General features: G+C 34.5%; 16 protein-coding genes and 8 pseudogenes. 6 read left to right on the forward strand and 18 right to left on the reverse strand.

Features of this window, described 5'->3' with window-relative positions; all coding sequences use genetic code 11:
• Positions 1-34 precede the first annotated feature (34 nt).
• From BG05_RS32110 to BG05_RS01125, 3 genes and pseudogenes are all read right to left on the reverse strand, one after another.
• On the reverse strand, positions 35-121 hold the full coding sequence (locus tag BG05_RS32110) for a hypothetical protein (RefSeq protein WP_372421388.1): 87 nt from the start codon (positions 119-121) through the stop codon (positions 35-37).
• A gap of 331 nt (positions 122-452) precedes the next feature.
• A pseudogene (locus BG05_RS30960) lies at positions 453-640 on the reverse strand (hypothetical protein).
• A gap of 442 nt (positions 641-1,082) precedes the next feature.
• Positions 1,083-2,897 (reverse strand): acyltransferase family protein, encoded by a 1,815-nt coding sequence (locus BG05_RS01125; RefSeq protein WP_016127799.1) that lies wholly within the window; start codon positions 2,895-2,897, stop codon positions 1,083-1,085.
• Positions 2,898-3,495: 598 nt separating this feature from the next.
• On the opposite strand from BG05_RS01125, the pseudogene BG05_RS01130 reads away from it, so the two are divergent.
• From BG05_RS01130 to BG05_RS01145, 4 genes and pseudogenes are all read left to right on the forward strand, one after another.
• Positions 3,496-4,155: pseudogene (locus BG05_RS01130) on the forward strand (IS6 family transposase).
• A gap of 396 nt (positions 4,156-4,551) precedes the next feature.
• A complete protein-coding gene (exsF, locus tag BG05_RS01135; RefSeq protein ID WP_002187365.1) occupies positions 4,552-5,055 on the forward strand; it encodes an exosporium protein ExsF in 504 nt (167 codons plus the stop codon).
• Positions 5,056-5,350: 295 nt separating this feature from the next.
• A pseudogene (locus tag BG05_RS01140) lies at positions 5,351-5,878 on the forward strand (glycosyltransferase family 2 protein); the annotation flags it as partial.
• A 420-nt stretch (positions 5,879-6,298) separates the two neighbouring features.
• Positions 6,299-6,649 carry a VOC family protein gene (locus BG05_RS01145; RefSeq protein ID WP_033734432.1) on the forward strand — a complete coding sequence of 117 codons (351 nt, stop codon included), beginning with the start codon at positions 6,299-6,301 and terminating at the stop codon, positions 6,647-6,649.
• A 519-nt stretch (positions 6,650-7,168) separates the two neighbouring features.
• On the opposite strand, the gene BG05_RS01150 is transcribed toward BG05_RS01145, so the two are convergent.
• From BG05_RS01150 to BG05_RS01185, 9 genes and pseudogenes are all read right to left on the reverse strand, one after another.
• Entirely contained in the window at positions 7,169-8,002 is an 834-nt protein-coding gene (locus BG05_RS01150; protein WP_002191572.1) for a VanW family protein, read from the reverse strand.
• Between the two features lie 319 nt (positions 8,003-8,321).
• Complete coding sequence (locus tag BG05_RS01155; protein ID WP_003193012.1) at positions 8,322-8,762, reverse strand: hypothetical protein; 441 nt, start codon at positions 8,760-8,762, stop codon at positions 8,322-8,324.
• Positions 8,763-9,268: 506 nt separating this feature from the next.
• Positions 9,269-9,747 (reverse strand): annotated as a pseudogene (locus tag BG05_RS01160) (IS6 family transposase); the annotation flags it as partial.
• 264 nt (positions 9,748-10,011) lie between these two features.
• Complete coding sequence (locus BG05_RS01165) at positions 10,012-10,713, reverse strand: YrrS family protein (RefSeq protein WP_016127804.1); 702 nt, start codon at positions 10,711-10,713, stop codon at positions 10,012-10,014.
• A gap of 238 nt (positions 10,714-10,951) precedes the next feature.
• The gene (locus BG05_RS01170) at positions 10,952-11,386 is read right to left on the reverse strand and encodes a hypothetical protein (protein ID WP_016127805.1); all 435 of its coding nucleotides are present in this window, start codon (positions 11,384-11,386) and stop codon (positions 10,952-10,954) included.
• Between the two features lie 262 nt (positions 11,387-11,648).
• A complete protein-coding gene (locus tag BG05_RS01175; protein WP_002031994.1) occupies positions 11,649-11,855 on the reverse strand; it encodes a hypothetical protein in 207 nt (68 codons plus the stop codon).
• 187 nt (positions 11,856-12,042) lie between these two features.
• A pseudogene (locus tag BG05_RS28965) lies at positions 12,043-12,267 on the reverse strand (DDE-type integrase/transposase/recombinase); the annotation flags it as partial.
• Between the two features lie 23 nt (positions 12,268-12,290).
• Positions 12,291-12,785, reverse strand: a complete 495-nt coding sequence (locus BG05_RS01180) for a hypothetical protein (RefSeq protein WP_003193692.1) — start codon at positions 12,783-12,785, stop codon at positions 12,291-12,293.
• Positions 12,786-12,838: 53 nt separating this feature from the next.
• Positions 12,839-13,231: a hypothetical protein gene (locus BG05_RS01185; RefSeq protein ID WP_016127806.1), complete on the reverse strand. Its 393-nt coding sequence runs from the start codon at positions 13,229-13,231 to the stop codon at positions 12,839-12,841.
• A gap of 487 nt (positions 13,232-13,718) precedes the next feature.
• On the opposite strand from BG05_RS01185, the gene BG05_RS01190 reads away from it, so the two are divergent.
• The gene (locus tag BG05_RS01190) at positions 13,719-15,101 is read left to right on the forward strand and encodes an alpha/beta hydrolase family protein (RefSeq protein ID WP_002193435.1); all 1,383 of its coding nucleotides are present in this window, start codon (positions 13,719-13,721) and stop codon (positions 15,099-15,101) included.
• Positions 15,102-15,157: 56 nt separating this feature from the next.
• Here BG05_RS01190 and BG05_RS01195 read toward each other — a convergent pair.
• A pseudogene (locus tag BG05_RS01195) lies at positions 15,158-15,355 on the reverse strand (carboxymuconolactone decarboxylase family protein); the annotation flags it as partial.
• 7 nt (positions 15,356-15,362) lie between these two features.
• The gene (locus BG05_RS01200; protein WP_002187384.1) at positions 15,363-15,767 is read right to left on the reverse strand and encodes a tautomerase family protein; all 405 of its coding nucleotides are present in this window, start codon (positions 15,765-15,767) and stop codon (positions 15,363-15,365) included.
• A gap of 109 nt (positions 15,768-15,876) precedes the next feature.
• Between BG05_RS01200 and BG05_RS01205 the strand changes: the two genes are divergently transcribed.
• Positions 15,877-16,752, forward strand: a complete 876-nt coding sequence (locus BG05_RS01205) for a LysR family transcriptional regulator (RefSeq protein ID WP_003193696.1) — start codon at positions 15,877-15,879, stop codon at positions 16,750-16,752.
• A gap of 315 nt (positions 16,753-17,067) precedes the next feature.
• On the opposite strand, the gene BG05_RS01210 is transcribed toward BG05_RS01205, so the two are convergent.
• From BG05_RS01210 to BG05_RS01230, 4 genes and pseudogenes are all read right to left on the reverse strand, one after another.
• Entirely contained in the window at positions 17,068-17,823 is a 756-nt protein-coding gene (locus BG05_RS01210; RefSeq protein WP_003193726.1) for an SDR family NAD(P)-dependent oxidoreductase, read from the reverse strand.
• 58 nt (positions 17,824-17,881) lie between these two features.
• Complete coding sequence (locus BG05_RS01215; RefSeq protein WP_003193725.1) at positions 17,882-18,667, reverse strand: MerR family transcriptional regulator; 786 nt, start codon at positions 18,665-18,667, stop codon at positions 17,882-17,884.
• A 463-nt stretch (positions 18,668-19,130) separates the two neighbouring features.
• A pseudogene (locus BG05_RS01220) lies at positions 19,131-19,474 on the reverse strand (ArpU family phage packaging/lysis transcriptional regulator).
• Between the two features lie 139 nt (positions 19,475-19,613).
• A pseudogene (locus BG05_RS01230) lies at positions 19,614-20,247 on the reverse strand (Holliday junction resolvase RecU).
• Between the last annotated feature and the right edge of the window lie 192 nt (positions 20,248-20,439).

Raw genomic sequence — 20,439 nt, forward strand, 5'->3', positions numbered from 1 at the left:
TGACCTGTTAAAACTGTAATTACATAATCAATATCTAACTTTTTAAGCTTGTCCTGTTCTCAGACATCTTTTTTAATTCTTCAACCGCATGAGCCACTTGTTTAGGTAAAAAGTCTGTCATATTCTAACTCCTCCTTGTTCTTAGGAGAAAACATTTGATATAATGTAATTAGCGTAATTACATGTATTTTCTCCAAACCGTCCTAGGGGTAGGGCGGTTTTTTATTTTGTTTTGATGTTTCGCACATCGGAATATCCAGGAACCCATTTGCTAGGTGGGGGTACCATTAGATTCCTGAATATATCAACAAGCGAAGACTTGTCCTATTGTTCATAATTCCGTAACACATATACATGAGTTCCTGTGTTACACTAAGCTCATTCGAAGAAGTCATTCGTTATTTATTGAATCAACAATTCTTAATATCCCTTCCCCTGCCCTAGCTCCCCTGCTAGGGTTTTGTGTTTTCTCTCGACTCTTTTGGGATTTCTAAAAGAGCATAGAACGTATTTCTTTTAATCGTTTCCAACAATCGAAAGCTTCATGAGGCGTATAGCCTTTTTCTTCAACTAATCTCGCTAGCCCAGTGATTATTAACTTTTGACCGAAACTACCCAAATTCAATTCATCTTTATTCATTTTCCATTCCCCTTTGTTCATAATTTCGTAACATCTATATATAAAGTTTGTATGAATTATGTGTTACACTTTGTACATTCCAAGAAGTTCTTATAGAATCGACAACTCGATGATCTTAGTACTGCCCTGCATCCTCTGCAGGGCTTCCCTCTTTAAAAGTTTTACAAGTACAACAAGTACAAGTTTAAAATAAGAGGACTTCTTTTTATTCAAAACCAACCTACGTGAACTACTCGCCACTTAGCAAAGCTTGAAGTGGGAATTACTTTATTTCCAAAAACTAAGGGTTTTGAAATCTTTTTATAAAAAATAAAAAAGGTAAAGGGACCAATATGTCCCTTCACCTTTTCCTATACATGCATTGCTAATTTAAATTCAAGCCATATGCCTTGAGTCAAGTTTATGTTTGTAAATCTTTGCACCAGAGTCGTTTCCGTACCCCCTATTGATTCACTTCTTTTGCTACAAGAGCAGCATAAGCTTCTGCACCTATTTTCGTTAAATGTACGCCATCTGGTTCAAAGTACGCCTTATTTCCAGCACTTGCTGAATACCAATCAACTAACACCACATTTTTGTAAGATGATGCTGCTTCTTTTAGCTTCTCATTCACCAACGATTCCCACGGACGTGGTACCCTCGTATTGATTAATATAATTTTACGTTCATTCCCGATTACTTCTATCAATGATGCTAATTGCTCCTTGGTAAAGGCTCCATTTGTACCTAATCCAATAATGACATTACTTCCTAAATTCCCCTCATTCTTTAGCTGTTCCACAGCAAGGATTGCCTGTGACATTTGCCGTCCTATTTTCGCATCAATCCTAATATTAGGAAAAGTATTTTTTAAATACGGAGTAATATCAATCATGATTGAGTCCCCTACAGCTGTAACTGTTAGAGGATCTTTAGGCTGTGCGGGATTCTCTTCTTTTTGTTCTTCTTTATTCTGAGGTGGTTCATCGGCTGGTTTTTCCCAAACTGCAACTGGATGTTTAGCCTGTTCTTCTTGCACTGCTTCCACCTTATCTTTTTGAGTATTCTCCTTTTCTTTACTAGCTGTTGTTAATCCAAAAGTAGCTATCGAAGAAATGAATACTGCACATATTAAAACTAACTTACAACTTAAAGTTAAGTTTCTTATTTTCAAGTTCTTAATCCGAATATTCTTCAATGCGCCTTTTCGGATTGGATTTTCAATAAACTTCCACGAAATTTGTGCAACAATTATAATAAGAAGAAATTGAAGAATGGCTCTTGTAAACGAAAACTCCCCAGTATTTACCTTCGGAGTCGTCAATGTAATAATCGGATAATGCCAAAGATATATCCCATATGATCGTACCCCCATCCAACGCAGTGGTCTAAATCTCAAAAATTGTGCGATTCTGCTAGCCGGATGAGCGAGGTTAGCGACTAACAAGGCAGTAGCAATTGATAAAAGAACCATTCCCCCACGGTATAGAAACGGCTCATATTGATTCGTCTTCCAAAACATAGTGAGAATGATGATAAGAGCAACTCCACCAATGATATCAAGAATAAGACGTGCTTGCGGAATAATTTTACTCGCAAGCCTACTGCTTGGCCAAATTAAGGCAAGTGCCGCTCCAATTAGTAAAGAAAAAGCCCGTGTATCAGTACCGTAATAAATTCTACTCGGGTCAGTGCCTGGCTCATATAGGATTGCCATTGCTAAAGCGGAAGCAATCGCTCCTAGACAAATAAATAAGATCATGCGTGATTGTTTTTTTATGTAATAAAACCCCAAACTAATGACAAATGGCCAGACCACATAAAATTGTTCCTCAACAGCTAACGACCAAAAGTGATTTAGCGGGGAAAGCTGACTAAAGCTATCAAAATAAGATAATTTATGATAAATATACCACCAATTACTAAAATATAATAAAGCAGCTAGTGAGTCTCCTCGCATTTTTACAAGTAAAGAACTATGAAAAATTGTAATCCATGCTAAGGTGACAATGAGCATGATAAGCATTCCAGGAAGTAATCTTCTTGCCCTACTGAGCCAGAATTTCTTCAAATCAATTCTCTTATTATTCTTCCATTCTATAGCCAGAATATCTGTAATTAAATAACCGGAAAGTACAAAAAATACAGTGACACCTAAAAATCCACCGGGCATCCAATTAAAATTGATATGATACAAAATAACACCTAGTATGGCTAGGCCCCTTAGACTGTCCAATCCAACCATATAGCGACTATTTTTCTTTGATGGTTCGGGCATTCGCAGTCACCCCCTATATTCATCTAAAAATTCTGCAAATACTTTTACTATAAAAACCTATTAATTTCATTCCCTCTAAAAAGTATGAACTATTTCCAAAATATAAAGATTACAAAAATATTACAAAACTCATTAACAAATAAACTTACTTTTTATGATTAGATACACAGCAACTAGAATTTTATCACGTTATCTAGTTTCATAAAATAGTTTTATACATAAACCTTTAGGTTCTGGTGCAAATATAATCAAATTTGAAAAAAGGGCAATAGATTTTGTTAGGAATCTACTGTTATACAATGAAACCGAAGAGAGTATTGAGGTTCTGGTGCAAAAAATACTGTCATTGTGTACACTGAAAATATTCATAAATAAAGGACGTGTACGACAATGAAAAAACCAGTGGATTTTAAATGGAAGCATTATGAACCGGAGATTATTCTATTAGCAGTTAGATGGTACCTCCGGTACAGTTTAAGCGGTTCTGGTGCAAAAAATCTCTTAAACTTGGACATACTGATACTATCAATCTAGAAAAGGGATGGTGTTCAGTGTGAATAAGCAAAACTCGTTCAAATGGAAGCACTATTAGCCTGATATTATTTTGCTAACAGTAAGATGGTACCTACGGTACAATCTTACTTTTCGTGATTTAGTGGAAATGATGGAGGAGCGAGGTCTGTCCATTGCTCACACTACCATCATGCGATGGGTACATCAATATAGCCCTGAGTTAGACAAACGAGTTCGACGCTATTTAAAGAAAACCAATGATTCTTGGAGAGTCGATGAGACATATGTAAAAGTCAAAGGGAAATGGATGTACCTGTATCGTGCTGTGGATTCTGAAGGAAATACCATCGATTTTTATCTGAGCAAGCATAGAAATGCTAAATCAGCCAAGCGCTTCTTGAAGAAAGCCTTGGCTTCCTGTCATTCCGTAACACCTCGAGTGATTACAGTCGATAAGAACTCAGCATATCCTGTTGCTATGAAAGCATTACATTAAGAAAAAAGCATGCCGATAGGTGTGAAGTTGAGGCAAATTCGGTATTTAAATAACATTGTGGAACAGGATCACCGCTTTATCAAGAAACGCATACGTACTACGTTAAGTTTAAAGTCCTTTCGGACTGCCAAATGGATCATTGCTGGGATTGAAGCCATGCATATGATGAAAAAAGGACAAACCTCTAAAGAGAAGTCTGTCCAAAATCAAGTGAACCTCATTCATCAACTATTCGGTATTCTAGCATAAAAGCGGATTCCGTTAAGAATCTCTTTACTTCTTTATATCTTCAAAAAATGTTTGCAACAGAACCCCTAATAATCCAATTCAATCTCATAACTACTTGGTCCAAAATGACTATTTGTTTATTAACGCCATCACGATACTCATCACTGTCAATTCTCAAAAAGCCATTTCGGACCCGTTTTAAATTAGATAGTCTTCGTTCTGAATCGTTTATGAGCTGTTGAATTTCTTCACACTGCCAAAATCACATACGGTGTTATACACTCTTTTACATTAGAAATCTCAGTCCAAAGAACACCTTTCGCACTTTTCACTATAACCTTTCATATATTGTATTATGCTTGTCTATCACGTGAGATCGTTACTCACGTTATCTGGATTACAGAAAGGAGTGAAAAAATGTTCTCATCTAGTCATAGATTTTCTAACTTTAATTGTGAAGCACAAGCAGCTAGTACACTACCTGCCCTTGGTTTTGCCTTTAATGCTACTGCACCTCAATTTGCAACATTATTTACGCCACTACTATTACCTAGTACAAGCCCAAACCCAAATCTTACTGTTCCTGTAATAAATGATACAATTAGTGTTGGAACCGGTATCAGAATTCAAATAGCGGGTATTTATCAAATCAGTTATACATTAACAATAAGCCTTGATAACTCTCCTGTTGCACCAGAAGCAGCACGCTTTTTCTTGACACTAAATTCACCAACCAACATTATTCCAGGTTCAGGAACCGCAGTCCGTTCTAATATTATTGGCACTGGTGAGGTAGATGTGTCCAGCGGTGTCATTCTTATTAACTTAAACCCTGGTGATCTAATTCAAATTGTACCCGTTGAAGTAATTGGTACAGTAGACATTCGCGCTGCAGCGTTAACAGTTGCACAAATTCGTTAATAAAAACACAATGCTACCCAATCAATGTTTAACTTTTCTCCTGCTCCCAGAACATATCTATATATCTTTTCTACTAAAATAGTGTTTTGCGGATTTGTCACACACTTAAATCGACCAAGCATATTTTATTGTATGTTGACCATCCGGTCATACAAATCTACGCTTTCATAAGAGCATACTTATATGTATGCTCCTTTTATTTGCTATTCAAATAACGCTTTTATAAAGAATTATTGAGGCATATTCATCGCCTGTTTTCATATATTAAAGTGTCAAAGAAAAACGAATGGAGGATACAAGTGAATTTCTTTGCTGTTTTGATAAGGAAGCATTTTTTTCATCTCTTGCTACTTTAGGGCAAAACATGTATGCCATTAGGACTATTCTGATGGTGGATGATCCTACTCACGGTTATACCAATCCAAGATACGGAATTCCCCTTGTCAAACAGCGTTATCATGGGATAATACTCCACCCTAATCCACCTGCCCCTTACTACGGTGGTAGATTACTACACAATTATTTGTATGGTAACTATTGGGCAGGGCGGCATTGGTCACCTCATCTATTTATCGTTTACATGTATCCTGCTTTCGTTTTAAAATTCTTTTACAGCCCATGGAATAAAGCTATGAAAAAGCGAAAATTACAAATTGGCCCTACTCTTTCTAAACATAGCATCCAGCATGACTTAGGTACTCATCACCTGGCAACACTAGATAAATTAGAAAAAAATTATATACACTTTACAACCTCAACTACTGATCTTCGGTTAATCCCGGAATATCAAGTTTTATTTCCAGATTCAAGTCTTCCTAACTAGTAATACATCAAAAAACATTTTCAAACTTTTCATACACACAAAAATCCCCTTGCACTTATAAATCATCATATTACTGTAATTATCCAGATAACGATTTTGTTTAAAATTTACAAAATTCACCTACCCTATTAATGAGTTGCATGCTATTTTTACTTATAATTGTAAAATTTCTTGTTCATACCTTTTAGAGAAAACATCTTATGCCATTTGAATCGACCTCCAGCACATGACATTTGTACAGCCGTTTCTATAAAAGGAACGGTCTAATTTTATCTTCGTATTTCCCTTTTCGCTATTTATTAAACTAACGGGCAAGATATGTTAATCAATTCGCGAATACTTCAAATAATCATTAGCAAAGATTCTGCATGAACCATAAAAAATGGTATCCTTAAAAAAGTGAAGGGGCGGCATAGACTTATGAGACTAGGACATATAATGATTTTCGTCAATGACATGACAAAGGCGAGATGGTTTTATTCTGAATTGCTGGGTTTAAAAACATTGTTAGAGCAAGAAAATAAGCTTGTATTTGCCCTTGACGGCTGTCAGCTTATAGCTTTTAAGTGTGAAAAGACCAAAGAAATTGGAGATTATTCAAACGAGGCTAGAACAGTTTTGGTGTTTGAGGTCGTATCTGTTGAGCAAACTTATAAGGAACTGAAGGAAAAGGGTATTCAATTTTTGCATGATAAACCTACTCAAGGGCGATATGCTGCTTTCGTAGATCCGTTTGGTAACGTGCATGAAATCGCTGAATCGTTCGGATGAGTCCCTCGGCAACAATTCTTTCTTTTTCGGGCCATTTATAAAAACCTTTAAGACGATATGATAAAACCGTGATTTAAAAGTATATAGAGTTGAAATATGTAAAGAGAAGCCCTTTAAATATGTTCCTTAACCTTATTTTTATCACCGTTTATATGTGTTCTGTAAACAATTGTTGTTAAAATCACCTCAAAAAGTTAACGGAATTCCAGTTCTGTTAACTTAAAATGACGGGTGGTCCCAAAAAGCAGTAATCTTTGCCGTGCCCCTTATAGAATAAAAGTGTCCTAGCAGTTCAAGATATTGATCCCTATTGTTTGTATTAAATTAGTTTGTTTTGCCTATAAGGGCTACCGCCACATCGCCATCAACTTAAGCATTTAGGCTATTTTTAAAGTTAAAAGCACGTTACTTTTCTTTTATATTAACGGGAAAGAGTGACGTACTTTTTATGCATAATTTCAGTGTACACAATGACATTATTTTTTGCACCAGAACCGGATAAACTACTGGTGTGCTATATTAATCTCCACTTTCCTCGTTATTATAAGCTAATAATGGTTCGTACATCATTATAGCGTGATTCTCCGTTACATATTGATCTTCTACAAACTGTTTCTGTTGGCTATATACTCTACGTTGAATAACATTATGTCGTATATAACCACCCCAGTATGCAGATTGGATTGAGTGTTCTTTTTCATAAACTTCATATTGATAAAGCTGCGGATAGGCTGTTCTCCATTCACCAACTAAATGTTTATCTGTGATATAAAGGTGAAGTTGATACGATTGGTCCGTTTCATTTTTAATTTGTAAGTCCAAATAGTTATAGGAACAAGTCGCTCCGCTTCCAAACGGCTGGGTCCGCTTGGAATCAGGAAAGACATCAAAGCTATGACGATATCGCTCTGTTACTGTCAGTGGTGTATGTAAGGTCATCCAATATATTAAATTTGAAAGCTGACAAAGCCCTCCTCCAATGCCTGCTTGAAAAGATCCATAGTGTAGTATCATACCTTCTACATACCCTTTTCTCCTAGTAGGCTTACCTATTAAACGCCAGTAAGAGAATGTTTCTCCCGGTCTAATGACGATACCATCTAGCTGTTTAATGGCAATCTTTAAATTAACAACTTTATTCTGTTGATACCACATATCTACATCCTTGAGCTTACGAAGTAGTATCGTTCGGTGCTGAATCGCTGTACAGGGTAACTTTTCTTGTTGTAAAGTTTTTGCGTATGTTTTTCCGTCTGCTAACCACTGGATGTACCTCTTTGTAGAGTAATACCATGTTCCTAGCATAATACGATACTTAGAACGCTGTTTAGGACGTAAGTTCACTATATTCATTTTATTTCCTCTCCTCTCCTCTCTCTATCGTATTTATAAGTGGTTGGAAGCATATCTCCTTCTGTGTATTAGTAGGAAAACGAGCACCCTTTCGCTATGAATAAGAGTGCTCGTTTTTTCTTTTATGGATAATTCTCGAATCGTTATAGTCTCTCCTAGTAAGCGAAAATTAAATCCACTTCTTTGAAATGCCCATTTTATTCAATAAAAAGCAGCCTTACCCACTTAATATCAAACGATTAACTACACCTCCAACGGTTAGATGCGCCCTAAAAATTAGAGGAGGGTGTAGTTTTTTTATAAAACAGCTTTTAAAAATTTAATCCAAAGAGTTTACCGCAACTTTGAATTGTCCTGTAGATCCATCATCATTTGAAACGTAAATTTTATATGTTCCCACCGGTAATGGAGATAAAGCATTCCGCACATTTGTAACATTAATTTTTTGTTCACCCGGTTTTATATAACCACCAACGATGGGCTCCTTATTTGGACCTTTTACGCTATATCCCATTTTATTTTGACCATTATTTTTTATAAAAAAGCTTAAATCTGTACTCCCCTTATATACAAAAGAAGTTACAGCCTCTCCAGTATAATCCAGTGTTTGAGTTAATAATAGGTCTGTAGGAACATGTTCAATTACATTGATTGCATCATTTGATTTTTGTACCTCTTCAGCATAAGCATTATTACCTAACACGCCAAATGTTAATGCTGAAATTACTCCACAACTAACTATTAATTTATTTAAATTCATTTTAAGTTCCCCCTTGCTGTTTGTATTACATTTCCATCATACATTCTTTTTAAGAGGATTTTAATGTAATGATTCATATCTTTAAAACGGTATATATTAACATCCATTCTTTAATCATTATGAAGAAGTATTATTCGCTTAGCACTTTCTCATTCTCCACGATCATTTTACTTTACTTTTCTTCTTTATCATTTTAGCCAAGAAGACTCCCTCCTCAAAGAACGTGAAGTGATGAATACGAAAAAATGATCACCTAAATCTACAAAATTGGCTCCTTCCCCATTTATTAAGTCCCCTTCAAAGCTCTTTTCTTCAAGTAAACTTTTTAAAGTATATTATTATCAAATAAATGTATCACAACAAAAAAAACCGAAAAATCACATAGTTATTTCATAAGTAAACAATTATTTTGGCCTGAATATAAGTACTTATGCTGAATTTTTATGGTTCTGGTGCAAAAAGATGATAAATAAAAAAGAATCAAGGATTCCTAACGGAATCACCTGTTAAGCAGTTAATCCAAACACCTGGTTGATAAAAATATTCTGATTTTGGACAGACTGGTCCTGCAAATCAATTTGTTCTTTTTTGACCATATGCATGGCTTCAACACCACTCAACATAGAGCGTATACGTTTTTTAATAAAACGATGATCTTGTTCTACTATGTTTTTTAAATATTTTATCCTTCGGATTTTGGTGCCCATTGGTATCCTTTTTCTTCCTCCAACTGTTCGATAGCAATTGGATAAGCAGGATTCTTATCGACTGTTATAACACGAGGCTTTGAAACATGAAAAGACTGCAAAGCTTTCTTGAAAAAGCGCTTTGCAGCCTTATGATTTCTAGATTTACTCAAATAAAAGTCAATCGTGTTTCCTTCAGAATCAACGGCACGATATAAATACATCCATTGTCCTTTTATTTTTATGTATGTTTCGTCCACTCTCCATGAGTTTTTCATTTGTTTGAGATGACGCCGAATTCATGCTACCGGTAAAATGATATGTGTCGTCAAGAACAAGACGCTAAACATCTGAACACGAACCTGTACGGTATGGTGATAGTACCGTAGCTCCCGAACCTATACGGTCTGTCGTGAGAGTGGTGATGACACACCGCAACCTTGCACGTCAGCGATACCAGAAATGGACTTCTCCTTTGGTAGCAAGAACACCACTGATGTTAGTCAGCTTGCCCCTTTAGGGGTGGGGGTGTCAAATAATTCAAACATCATATAGAACCAAGTTTATTTTACTACTTGAACAGATACTGGTTTCCAGCCCTGATTCTCTACCCAATCAATATCAACCTTATATTTTTTATTACTTTGCTTATCTCGTACATTACCGTAGGCTTTATTTTCACCATTATTTCCAATAAAATCAAAAATCAATTGACCCTCTGGAGCATCAACAGCATAAGAAATTGCTTTTTTCATCTCATTCCAATCTACTGTTCCTTCTTTAAATTGCATTGCAGGTTTTGCTCCTTGCTCTGTACCAATTGGCTTCCAAGAAGGATTAGTTTGAGAACCCTTTTCTTGAGATGCCGTTTTTTCTCCCTCTTTATTTTCATTTTCGCTCGTTTTTACCGATTTTTCTGCTTTTTGTTTCTCTTCTAACAGTACTGCTTCTCTCTCTTCACGTTTCTTCTCTTCTAACAGTGCTGCTTCTCTCTCCTCACGTTCCTTCTCTTCTAACTGCGCTGCTTCTTTCACTTCACGTTTCTTCTCTTCTAACTGCGCTGCTTCTTTCTCTTTATGTTTCTTCTCTTCTATCTTTGTTGCTTTCTTTTCTTGAGCAATTGCTTTCTTTGATGTATCAGAAGGGGAAAACAACTGGTATGTCACTATACCAACTGTCACTAATACCAAAGTAAATGCAATATTAAAAATCACCTTTTTACGACGATTTTGCTGTTTTTCTTGAAACCTGCTTCCTTGTCCCATTTTTTAAACCTCCGAGTTTATTTTCTCTTCTAATCTTTATGCATTATCCTTATAATTCTTAATATTTTCATTAAACAATGGAAATGAATTACAATTCCCATACAAGATTTCATATCATAATAAAATTTGTGTTGTTTCAAGCATCTGACATATGTTATTCAAAAATATTTTAATACATTAAAAATTGATAAGCATCTGTTCGTAAGAAACCTTCAATTTTATTCAAAGGTGATTCCAATTACGTCCACATTAGATCTCCTGTAGAAATCTTTTTAACAATTAAGCCCCTTCTTCCCTTATTTATAATTTTCAAATTAAACTGCCCTCTATGGTACAATAAAGATGTGTTGTTTTCTACTGGGGTATGTCGTAAAATCAAAAGGGATTTTATCTCTTTTACCTTTTTTTCAGAGTAACTTTCACCACTAGGAAACTCTATTATTCCTAATGTAATCTTTAATTCGCTTTCATCAAAAATCCAATCTTTATTAAGTTCCCTTATCTTTTGTATAAAGCTTCTTTTGGTTTTTCCTATATAGATCAATGTTTCATTCTTAGCATATACTCTAGAGATTGCAAATATTCCCTTCTTAAAAGCTTCTTCTCTATTATAAAAATCATTTAAACTATACAATCCATACCATTTAATATGTACTGTTTCTATTAACCTCACCTCATTTTTATGATTAATATTATAATTTCTGAATGTTCAAATTATCATGGATACATAGCCTTGATTACTTGAATTATAAATAGTGCTTTTCAATAATACATTTTATTATTACTAATTTCAATAATGAATATGTACATATTCATTATTGAATGGCTGCAAAAAAACATGGGAATTTAATTCAAGCCCTATATCAAAATGAAAATAAAAAACACCTGTGATATACACAAAGTGCTTTTCTCTTGTCAATTTATCTATTTTCTTTTTATAACCCAAACTCCTTCGAATCGTACTTTTCTAGAGTTTGCTGCAATTCATTTTTTTCATATGGAATATGTTTATCTGTCTGTACATCTTCAACATTTTCTCCACCTGCTAATAATCTCCTGTACTTAAAAGAGTGCCCTGTTAATAATGGTGTAATTATGTTGTATGGCCCTCCTTTTGTTTGATTACTTGTATCATAAAACAAGTATCTGAAGCTGATATGTGATCTACTTTACTGATAAAAATAACAAATAAAAAAGGAAACCTGCATGTTCGTTATAGTGATTTTCATGTTATATATACTCATATGAATTTATTAATATACAATATTACATATTAGGTTCCTGTATCTTCATGATATTGATGTATTTATGATACTTATATCTTCATATTTAGAAAGGAATACTATTGTACGTTGAAAAGGCGGAGTCTCTTTGAAGACTTCGCCGTTGTTTATATAGGGCATGAATGGTCTCGATACCTTTTATCGTACGTGAAGCATGACGAAGATTTTGAAATCCTGCAGATTTAGCAAAACGTCTCTTGACATGCCTATGATCCTGGTCAATAAGATGGCTAAAATTTTTGATTCTACAATGGATTGTAGTTTGATAAACCGAGAGACCCTTTAGAATAGAAATCACTTTTGACACAAAACAATGATTTTATATGGTTTAGTTTGAGCTGGTATACTCATTGTTGTAAAACTATAAATAGCTATTAAATTTCGATTTACAAGATTACCTGTAAAGAATTGACCATTTGTTAATAAAATTTGAGTAGAAGGAGAAATATTTAATTTTAATTTTCCATCACTACTCTCCAACTGTTCATTAAAATAGTCTACTTTTACATTTTGATGCGGTGTATATTTTGCCATAACAATCGCTTGAAATTGTGGTGGGAAAATAAGAGGAGCAGGAGCGTTGGCATCATAAAACCCAGTTACTTTATCTCCTACTACTACCGTTGCATAGTCGATAAAATACGTATTTGGTTTCACTACAAAATTTATTAGATTCCCATAACCATTATCTACGGACATTAATTTATTACATCCTATATCTTCGTTTGACCCTGTTACAAAATCGTTAATCATAGTTATTGTACCATCAAATGATTGAAATTTTTTCATTCAAGTACCTCTTTTGTTTATATAATTAAACCTCTATCGTTACTCTATAATTTTTAAAAACATGTAAATGAAATAATCCTTCTCGTATCAATTCCAAAAATAACCCAAAACCTACCGTTCCATCTAAAACCAGCAACAGACCTTGGTCCTACAAAAATTGGGAAATACCAAAATTGTTCACCATTACTAAGCCATATATAAGTATTTCGAAATAAACATAATGAAATTGCTCCTGGATCAACAGCAAATGGTGAAGCTGTTGATTGTTGAGGAATAAATGATGGGGGGGGAGATGTTGGAGCTTGTGAGCTTTGCTGTCCTGGAAAACTTGGTACACCCGGAAAACCTGGCATTCCAGGTATACCTGGAATCTGAGGACCAGGGAATTGACGATCGAAGTATTGATCATAATTTATATAAGGAAAATATATTGAATCATTATACATTTAAAAACCACCTCTTTCTTTTTAAAACCCTCTAAATTATTAATATGTAATGTTGTTCATATAGGAAGCTTATTCGCATCCTATACGAACAATATTTTAAACAGGAAAGTATACCTATACCCTTTTTTTCGGTATGGGGTAATGGAAATTCCAGTGTCATCTTTGCTACTACACCCTGTTACCAATAAAACATGCACAATGTAGAAATGAACTATAAAAATTCCTTCATCGTATGCCTCCCTCTCTTCTTGTTTTTCTTCCCCTACATCATAACGGGATTGGAATCATTGTTGGAAAAACGATCGATTTCTATGATTTAGCAAAGATTTAAGTATAATTCCATTGCTTAACTCCTCCACTCTTTCAAACGGGCTTTTTATGATATGTATGCAGGATTCCCCCTTACATGTAACGAAACCCCAATAGGGAAACATTCCACTAATTACCATACCCATTTCATACCATTACATTTTGGAGGTTAAACAGGATGAAAAAAAAGAAGTTACAAAAATCAGCACTTTCTTTTACCCTACTCTTTTCTTTAGGTGTTTCTTCTTTTCCGCTTACAACAGCTATTCATGGGGATACACAAGGGGCACAAACTGCAGAAAAGAAACAAGTCTCATTAACGGAGCGTACGTCTTTATTTTTTGCATATCTCCAACAAGGTAAATATGCAGAGGCACTCCAGTTGACGTCTGCAGCTTTTCAATCCAAGTTTACGGCAAACATATTACAAAGCTGGTGGACACAAAGTGGCGGGAGCAGGATTACAAGCATCGGAACACCTTTTATAAAAGAACGAAACTTGGTCCATCAAACGGTTGAAGTTCCAGGAGCTATCGAAGGAACTACTATTCCATTACTCCTTAAATTCACGCCTGGCGGCAAAGTTGATGAAGTTGGTGTAAGGACGACGCCAGAGAAATCTTATACCATCCCACATCCTAGCTATGACCAACCTGATTCCTACCAAGAGCGCGAAATCGTAATTGGAAATGCTACATACCCGTTACCAGCCACATTAACGGTTCCAAAACATAAAATTGGCGAAAAAGTGCCTGTTGTTGTTCTTGTTCACGGTTCTGGGCCGCATGATCGTGACAGTACATTTATGGGAGCTAAAATCTTTAGAGACCTTGCAGCTGGTCTTTCATCAAGCGGTATCGCAGTGTTACGTTACGAGAAACGTTCTTTAGAACACGGTTTTAAAATGAGTGCAGAACCTGCTACATTAGACCGTGACACTACAGATGATGCCATATATGCAGCAAAATCAGCAGCGCAGCAGGAAGGCATTGACCCAGATAACATTTTCATTCTCGGACATAGCCAAGGAGCTGGCACAATGCCGCGTATATTAAGTAAAGCACCTTCATTACTTGTAAGAGGAAGTATTTTAATGGCACCACCTGCACGTCCTTTTACTGACATACTCCTTAATCAGTATCAGTACCTCGGGGCACCAAAGGAATTTATAGATGAACTAAAAAAACAATTCGCCTATATTGAGGATCCTACTTTTGATCCAGATCACCCACCAGCTGGTTATAATTATCTTTCTCCACATTTCATGTATGATGTGACTCGTTGGCGTCCAGTTGAGGAAGCGAAATCACGAAAAGAGCCATTACTGATTCTGCAAGGCGCACGTGATTATCAAGTAACAGTAAAGGATGAGTTTACGAGATGGCAAGAAGGGCTTTCAAGCCGCAGTGATGTTCAGTTCAAAGAATATCCGAAATTGAATCACTTTTTCACGGAGGGCGACGGGAAATTAAGCCACCCTAGTGAATACGAAGTCCCTTCCAATGTTCCTGCGTATGTCATCCAGGATATTGTTGCATGGGTCAATGCGACAAAGAAATAAGAAAACAACAAAAGCCATCATGCAATCATCATTGCGTGATGGCTTTTTACTAAAAGTAATTGTAGATGAAATGGTAGTTGCTCAGTATTACCGATACTAATTAGAGCAGATAGTGTACATAAGCTTCTTTCTCTAGATGTTAAAATAGGATCTCTCCATACTTTTTCGAATAATATGTTTTCACTATAATCAACAAAATCGGGAGCCATATCTCTCATTTTCTTTCGTATATTGGACTCGATACAATCATTCATTATTTTTTCACTCCCTTATATTAACCATTTGTGCTACTCCTTGACCAAATGACCAGTTTTCAACAGGTGTCTCGTTTAATGTAATAAAAATATCAGTTGTAGAGATGTTTAAATGATTTGAAATAGTTTTCGATATGGATTGATACAAACTCTTTTTCTGATTTATTGTTCTTCCTGGCCCACATGTAATAGAAACATGCATTATGTTTTCTGTTCTCTTTTTCTCTCCTTCTAAGAGATAATGTGGATCGTAAAAAAATTGATTAGGTGGGTAAGGTAAAAACATTTGAAAGTAATCATTTTCTGGGACTTTAAAGTGTTCAATCAATGAATGATGAATACTATTACTTATCGTTTTTAGCTCTTCTTTATTCAATTGACCATCTGGATAATAAACATTAACAAGCGGCATATTTTCACTCCCTTTCTTATGACCTTATTTTACTTCTATTATCTCGATTTGTATAATTGAAAATATATCGTATAATTATCAATAAAACCGATAAAGATGGAGTGCGAAGATGGAAATAAAAGAGTTAAATACATTTAAGATGATTGTCGAAGAAGGAACTTTTTCACTGGCAGCAAAAAAATTAAACTATGCTCAATCAACTGTAACAACACATATAAAAAAGCTGGAGAATGAACTTGGCTTCCTTCTATTTGAACGAGGATGGGATGCGCGATTAACAGAGGAAGGTACTTTATTTGCAAAAGAGGTAGATAACTTATTAATGCATTGGGATTATTCAATATCTCAAGCACAGCGCATAAGTAATGAGGAAAAAGGGACAGTAAGAATAGGACTAACAGAATCTGTTGCAAAAAAGTTAATGCCATCTATATTAAACTATTTAGACAATGAGAAACCATATATACATTGTGATTTTGTTGTAGGGAACACAGCACTTTTATCACAACTATTAGAACAAAATAAAATTGATTTTGCTGTTTGCGGAAAGAATAAGAATAGTTCCAATATGAACTTCACTCCACTTTACAATGAACAAATTGAATTTATTGTCAATAACCCTCATCATCCAATATTACACAAAGAGTCAGTTGAAGTATTCGATATCATTAATTATCCTATTTTAATTGGAGAAAATAGTTGTTATTATTATCAATCTGTGAATGCCTTTTTATCAGAAAATAATTTATCGTTTAAAAGAGTTTACAATTGTAATGCATTACATCTTATTCCACAAATGGTTTTTGGAAATGCAATAGGTATTATTCCTAAGGGAACTATTTTAAACAAAGGCAATATATCATTTAAGGTTAAAGGATTTAATCCCCAAATGCCTATAGGATTATTAATTTCTTCTAAAAACAGAAACTATTTGAGCCAGACAAAACAACGACTTATGAAATTAATTGAATCGTTATTGTCTTGAACTAACCCCACTTTCACTTCGTTTAGAAGTGGGGGATTCCTAGCTAAAGAGTTCTATCGATAGGCTATCTCCACAGTCCTTTCGGTTACAAGCCTTATCGCTTCATTCTTTAGATTGATACATGCGTTACAAAGCTATTTTACAGGTGAACCTAGAAATAATTGAATAAGGTGCTAATGATAAAAAAAGTAGAAAAAGACTAGTAAATTTACTAGTCTTTTTCTACTTTTTTTACTTTTGTAGTGTTAATATTAGATTTTATTTTAATAAAATCTAATATTAACACATCTTTATTCAAAAGCTAGATGTACCTAATTACAGATGACTTCCACCAGTTACATCCATATTATGCCCAGTAATAAAACTCGCTTTTTCACTCGCTAGAAATGAAACAACATTTGCAATTTCTTCTGGTTGACCCTCTCTTTTTAAAGCACTCATATTCTTTGCATTTTCTTGACCTTCTTCTGTATGCAGCCAGTTAGCAGTTGAATCCGTATCAATGATTCCAGGCATTACGGAATTAATCGTAATGCCTTTTTCACCCAATTCCTTTGCTAGTGTAAACGTCATTGTATTAATTGCGCCTTTTGTCATACTGTATATCAATATATATGGAAATACGATACGTGTCACACCGGATGATAGATTTATTATCCTACCATTGGATGCTATAAATCCGATTAGAGATTGTGTGATAAAATATGGCGCTTTAACATTTGCATTAAATAGACGATCGAACTCATCATAGTCCACTTCTCCAAATCCATTTGATGTAGCATGTCCAGCATTGTGAACAATTGTATGTAGTGATACATTACTATCTTGGATTAGCATTTCCTTGGTTTTTTCGATGAATTCGTTAATCCCTTCACTGGAATTGAAATCACCTTGAATTAAATGTGCTTGTCTGCCAATTGATTCAATTTCTGCTTTGACTTGATTAGCCTTTTCAATATTTTGATTATAATGTAATAATAACTTGAATCCATCATTTGCAAGTTGGATTGCGATTGCCTTTCCTATCCCTCTAGAAGCTCCTGTTACCAATGCATAATCATTTTTTTTCATGTATTATACCTCCCTTTAAAGAGAGTGTAAGGGTTAACCTAAGGGTAAGGTCAAACACTTAATACTTAGACGGAAAAATAAATTCCGAAAGGCGTTTGGAGGAATATAGATAATCATCCGGGCTTAATATACGTTCATAAATATATGGTTCGGATAATTCTATTTCATTTTTTTTCATTATCTCATTTATTTTTAATATTGATTCTTCTTGATAAGGATCAATTTCATAGAAAAACTTTTGGGCTTGAAAACCAAAATAACTTGTGATTGCCAATTGATTCAATTCGTAATTTTCCAATTGTAAGGCGATACGAATAGGGTAAATTTTATTATCTATTAGTTTATATGTGATGATTCTTTCATTCTTTTTAACATTAAGTCCGCTAACTATTTCTTCTAAGTTATTCAGTGCTACACATATATTTTCATTTGGTAATAATTCATATTCATATACGAACAATGATTCTAGATACTCTTTTTTTACTTCGTTATTTAAAATCGTAATTGCAGGATTCAGGCCTTTCAATTTATTTATTGTTTGATTTGCATCTTTTATCTTATTTATTTCCAATTGAAGCTTTTCTTCTATCAAATTACTTATTTCAGCATCTGATATCTTTCTATGAATGATTTTGCTGATTTCATTTAAGCTAAACCCTGCTTGTTTTAACAAATTTATTCGTTTAGCAGTTAGTAACTGATTTTTATCATAATATCTATAATCATTACTCGGATTAATAAACACAGGATTCAAAATATTATGTTCATCATAAAGATACAAAGCTTTTCGTGATAAGCCAGTTAACTTGCTAAAATCTTTTATCAGAAGCAAATTATTATTCACTAATGAATCACCTACTATCAATTTTCTTTAAATTTATAATATCTATTATAGGATTTAAGTTCACGAAGAACAACCTGACTTATACTAGTGATTGTTGTGAGTAATTACTAATATAATTTAGACTTTCCTTCTTTCATGACATGCAGTTCATCCAATCGAATAAAACATCATCCCATCGGTAAAACGATCCAGTTTTAACATAGAAATCAAGAATCCACATGACAGATGTGATTTTACTACCTATGAGTCCACAAACGAAAGACGGAACGCTTATACACTCAATGAGAAGTAAAATATAAATAATTTTGGGAAGCTCTTATCCCCTCTCACCGAGTAACGTTATTATAATGAGAACGCTATCCCCAAAACGTATTCTTTTTTCAAAGAACTGTTTATAGGAATAGCTTATAATTTTCACGTTTTTATTTAGTCCCCCAAAAAGTTCGCATTTTGTTCGCGGTTTTTAAATTATGCCTAATGCCGTAGCAATCAATTTAACGGCACTCTGCTTCTTCTCATAGAAGTATGTCTTCTTGAGTAATAGATTATGATAAACATCTGAATCTTTTACTCTTTCGTTCGTCAGGAACTTCCGATCAACGATATTACGCTCATCTTCATCTAACAAATTGTTAAGTGCCTTTTCAACCTGCTGCACCTTCCATTTACTCGTGTTCCTTAAATCACGTAGCTCTAGAAACAAACTGATTCCTTCTTGAGTGCTCTGTATTCCTTTAAAATGCTCACTACTTCCTTTTGTACTTTCTTATCATCAATATCTGGTAACAAAGATAATTGTCTCTCCAAGTTGGAATCTCCCTATTTCTGAATTAATAATTTTAACATCACATAAGGTACGTGAAATTTTACTATCTAACTACTGAATAAGGGAACGATGACTACAATACAGCCCCCACCACACTGTTAGTCATTGTTCCGTTATCCATTAAGCCTTTAATAATTTACGTTTCTTGTTGTTCATTTTTCCTTTCGCTGCTTCAATGTTATTTGCTGCCCTTTTATGGTCCTGATCTATTTGAATCATGCCATCTAACATCACTGGAATTAACCCCGCTTCATCGATGTATTGTAAGTAATCAACTGGTACTCGTTCTGTCTAATCAACTAGATATCCGTAAATATCAAAGTCTGCTCTTGGTATAGACTTCTTGCCTTTTGGTTGTTGCGACATCCTTACATAAGATTGAATCACTGATAGTGGTACAACAAATACTGACTTATCCTTGCTGAATTCAATAAGGAAGCAACAAATCGCTCCCATCTTCTCTGCTTTGTCTAGGTAATCCAATTGGTGCTGCGCAATGTTCTTTATATCAAATCGTGTAGCATTCTCTGTAGACTTTGCTTCAAATGCAATAGCTCGTCCTTTATATACACCATCATAATCCACTGTACTTTTAGCTTCATAGAATCCATTCAGTACACGGCCACCTTTACTCTTTAACACCTTTACAGGAGTCGGACGCTTGTTTATAAGCGCCACTCCCCCTCTTTGATACATTTTCGTTTGATATATTGATAAGCATTTCAAATGCCATCCCACGGTTTCCTAGTCCCATTGTTATTCCTCGCTTTCCACTTGTAAATTTCTATTTCAATTGAATATGCAACATTTCATATTTTATTATTGCAATATTTCTTTATTAACTATCATTTGCCAGCGTATCATTATAATACATTGATAAATCAACATTTGTAATTTGATTCCTTATATTAAACCCTGAATAAATACTTTTAAACATTATATTAGA

Source organism: Bacillus mycoides (assembly GCF_000832605.1).
Taxonomy (GTDB): Bacteria; Bacillota; Bacilli; order Bacillales; family Bacillaceae_G; genus Bacillus_A; species Bacillus_A mycoides.

Bases quoted from the DNA above. Each gene is read 5' to 3' on its own strand.
- BG05_RS32110 (WP_372421388.1), bottom strand. From the start codon at position 121: ATGACAGACTTTTTACCTAAACAAGTGGCTCATGCGGTTGAAGAATTA.
- BG05_RS01125 (WP_016127799.1), bottom strand. From the start codon at position 2,897: ATGCCCGAACCATCAAAGAAAAATAGTCGCTATATGGTTGGATTGGAC.
- exsF (WP_002187365.1), top strand. From the start codon at position 4,552: ATGTTCTCATCTAGTCATAGATTTTCTAACTTTAATTGTGAAGCACAA.
- BG05_RS01145 (WP_033734432.1), top strand. From the start codon at position 6,299: ATGAGACTAGGACATATAATGATTTTCGTCAATGACATGACAAAGGCG.
- BG05_RS01150 (WP_002191572.1), bottom strand. From the start codon at position 8,002: ATGAATATAGTGAACTTACGTCCTAAACAGCGTTCTAAGTATCGTATT.
- BG05_RS01155 (WP_003193012.1), bottom strand. From the start codon at position 8,762: ATGAATTTAAATAAATTAATAGTTAGTTGTGGAGTAATTTCAGCATTA.
- BG05_RS01165 (WP_016127804.1), bottom strand. From the start codon at position 10,713: ATGGGACAAGGAAGCAGGTTTCAAGAAAAACAGCAAAATCGTCGTAAA.
- BG05_RS01180 (WP_003193692.1), bottom strand. From the start codon at position 12,785: ATGAAAAAATTTCAATCATTTGATGGTACAATAACTATGATTAACGAT.
- BG05_RS01185 (WP_016127806.1), bottom strand. From the start codon at position 13,231: ATGTATAATGATTCAATATATTTTCCTTATATAAATTATGATCAATAC.
- BG05_RS01190 (WP_002193435.1), top strand. From the start codon at position 13,719: ATGAAAAAAAAGAAGTTACAAAAATCAGCACTTTCTTTTACCCTACTC.
- BG05_RS01200 (WP_002187384.1), bottom strand. From the start codon at position 15,767: ATGCCGCTTGTTAATGTTTATTATCCAGATGGTCAATTGAATAAAGAA.
- BG05_RS01205 (WP_003193696.1), top strand. From the start codon at position 15,877: ATGGAAATAAAAGAGTTAAATACATTTAAGATGATTGTCGAAGAAGGA.
- BG05_RS01210 (WP_003193726.1), bottom strand. From the start codon at position 17,823: ATGAAAAAAAATGATTATGCATTGGTAACAGGAGCTTCTAGAGGGATA.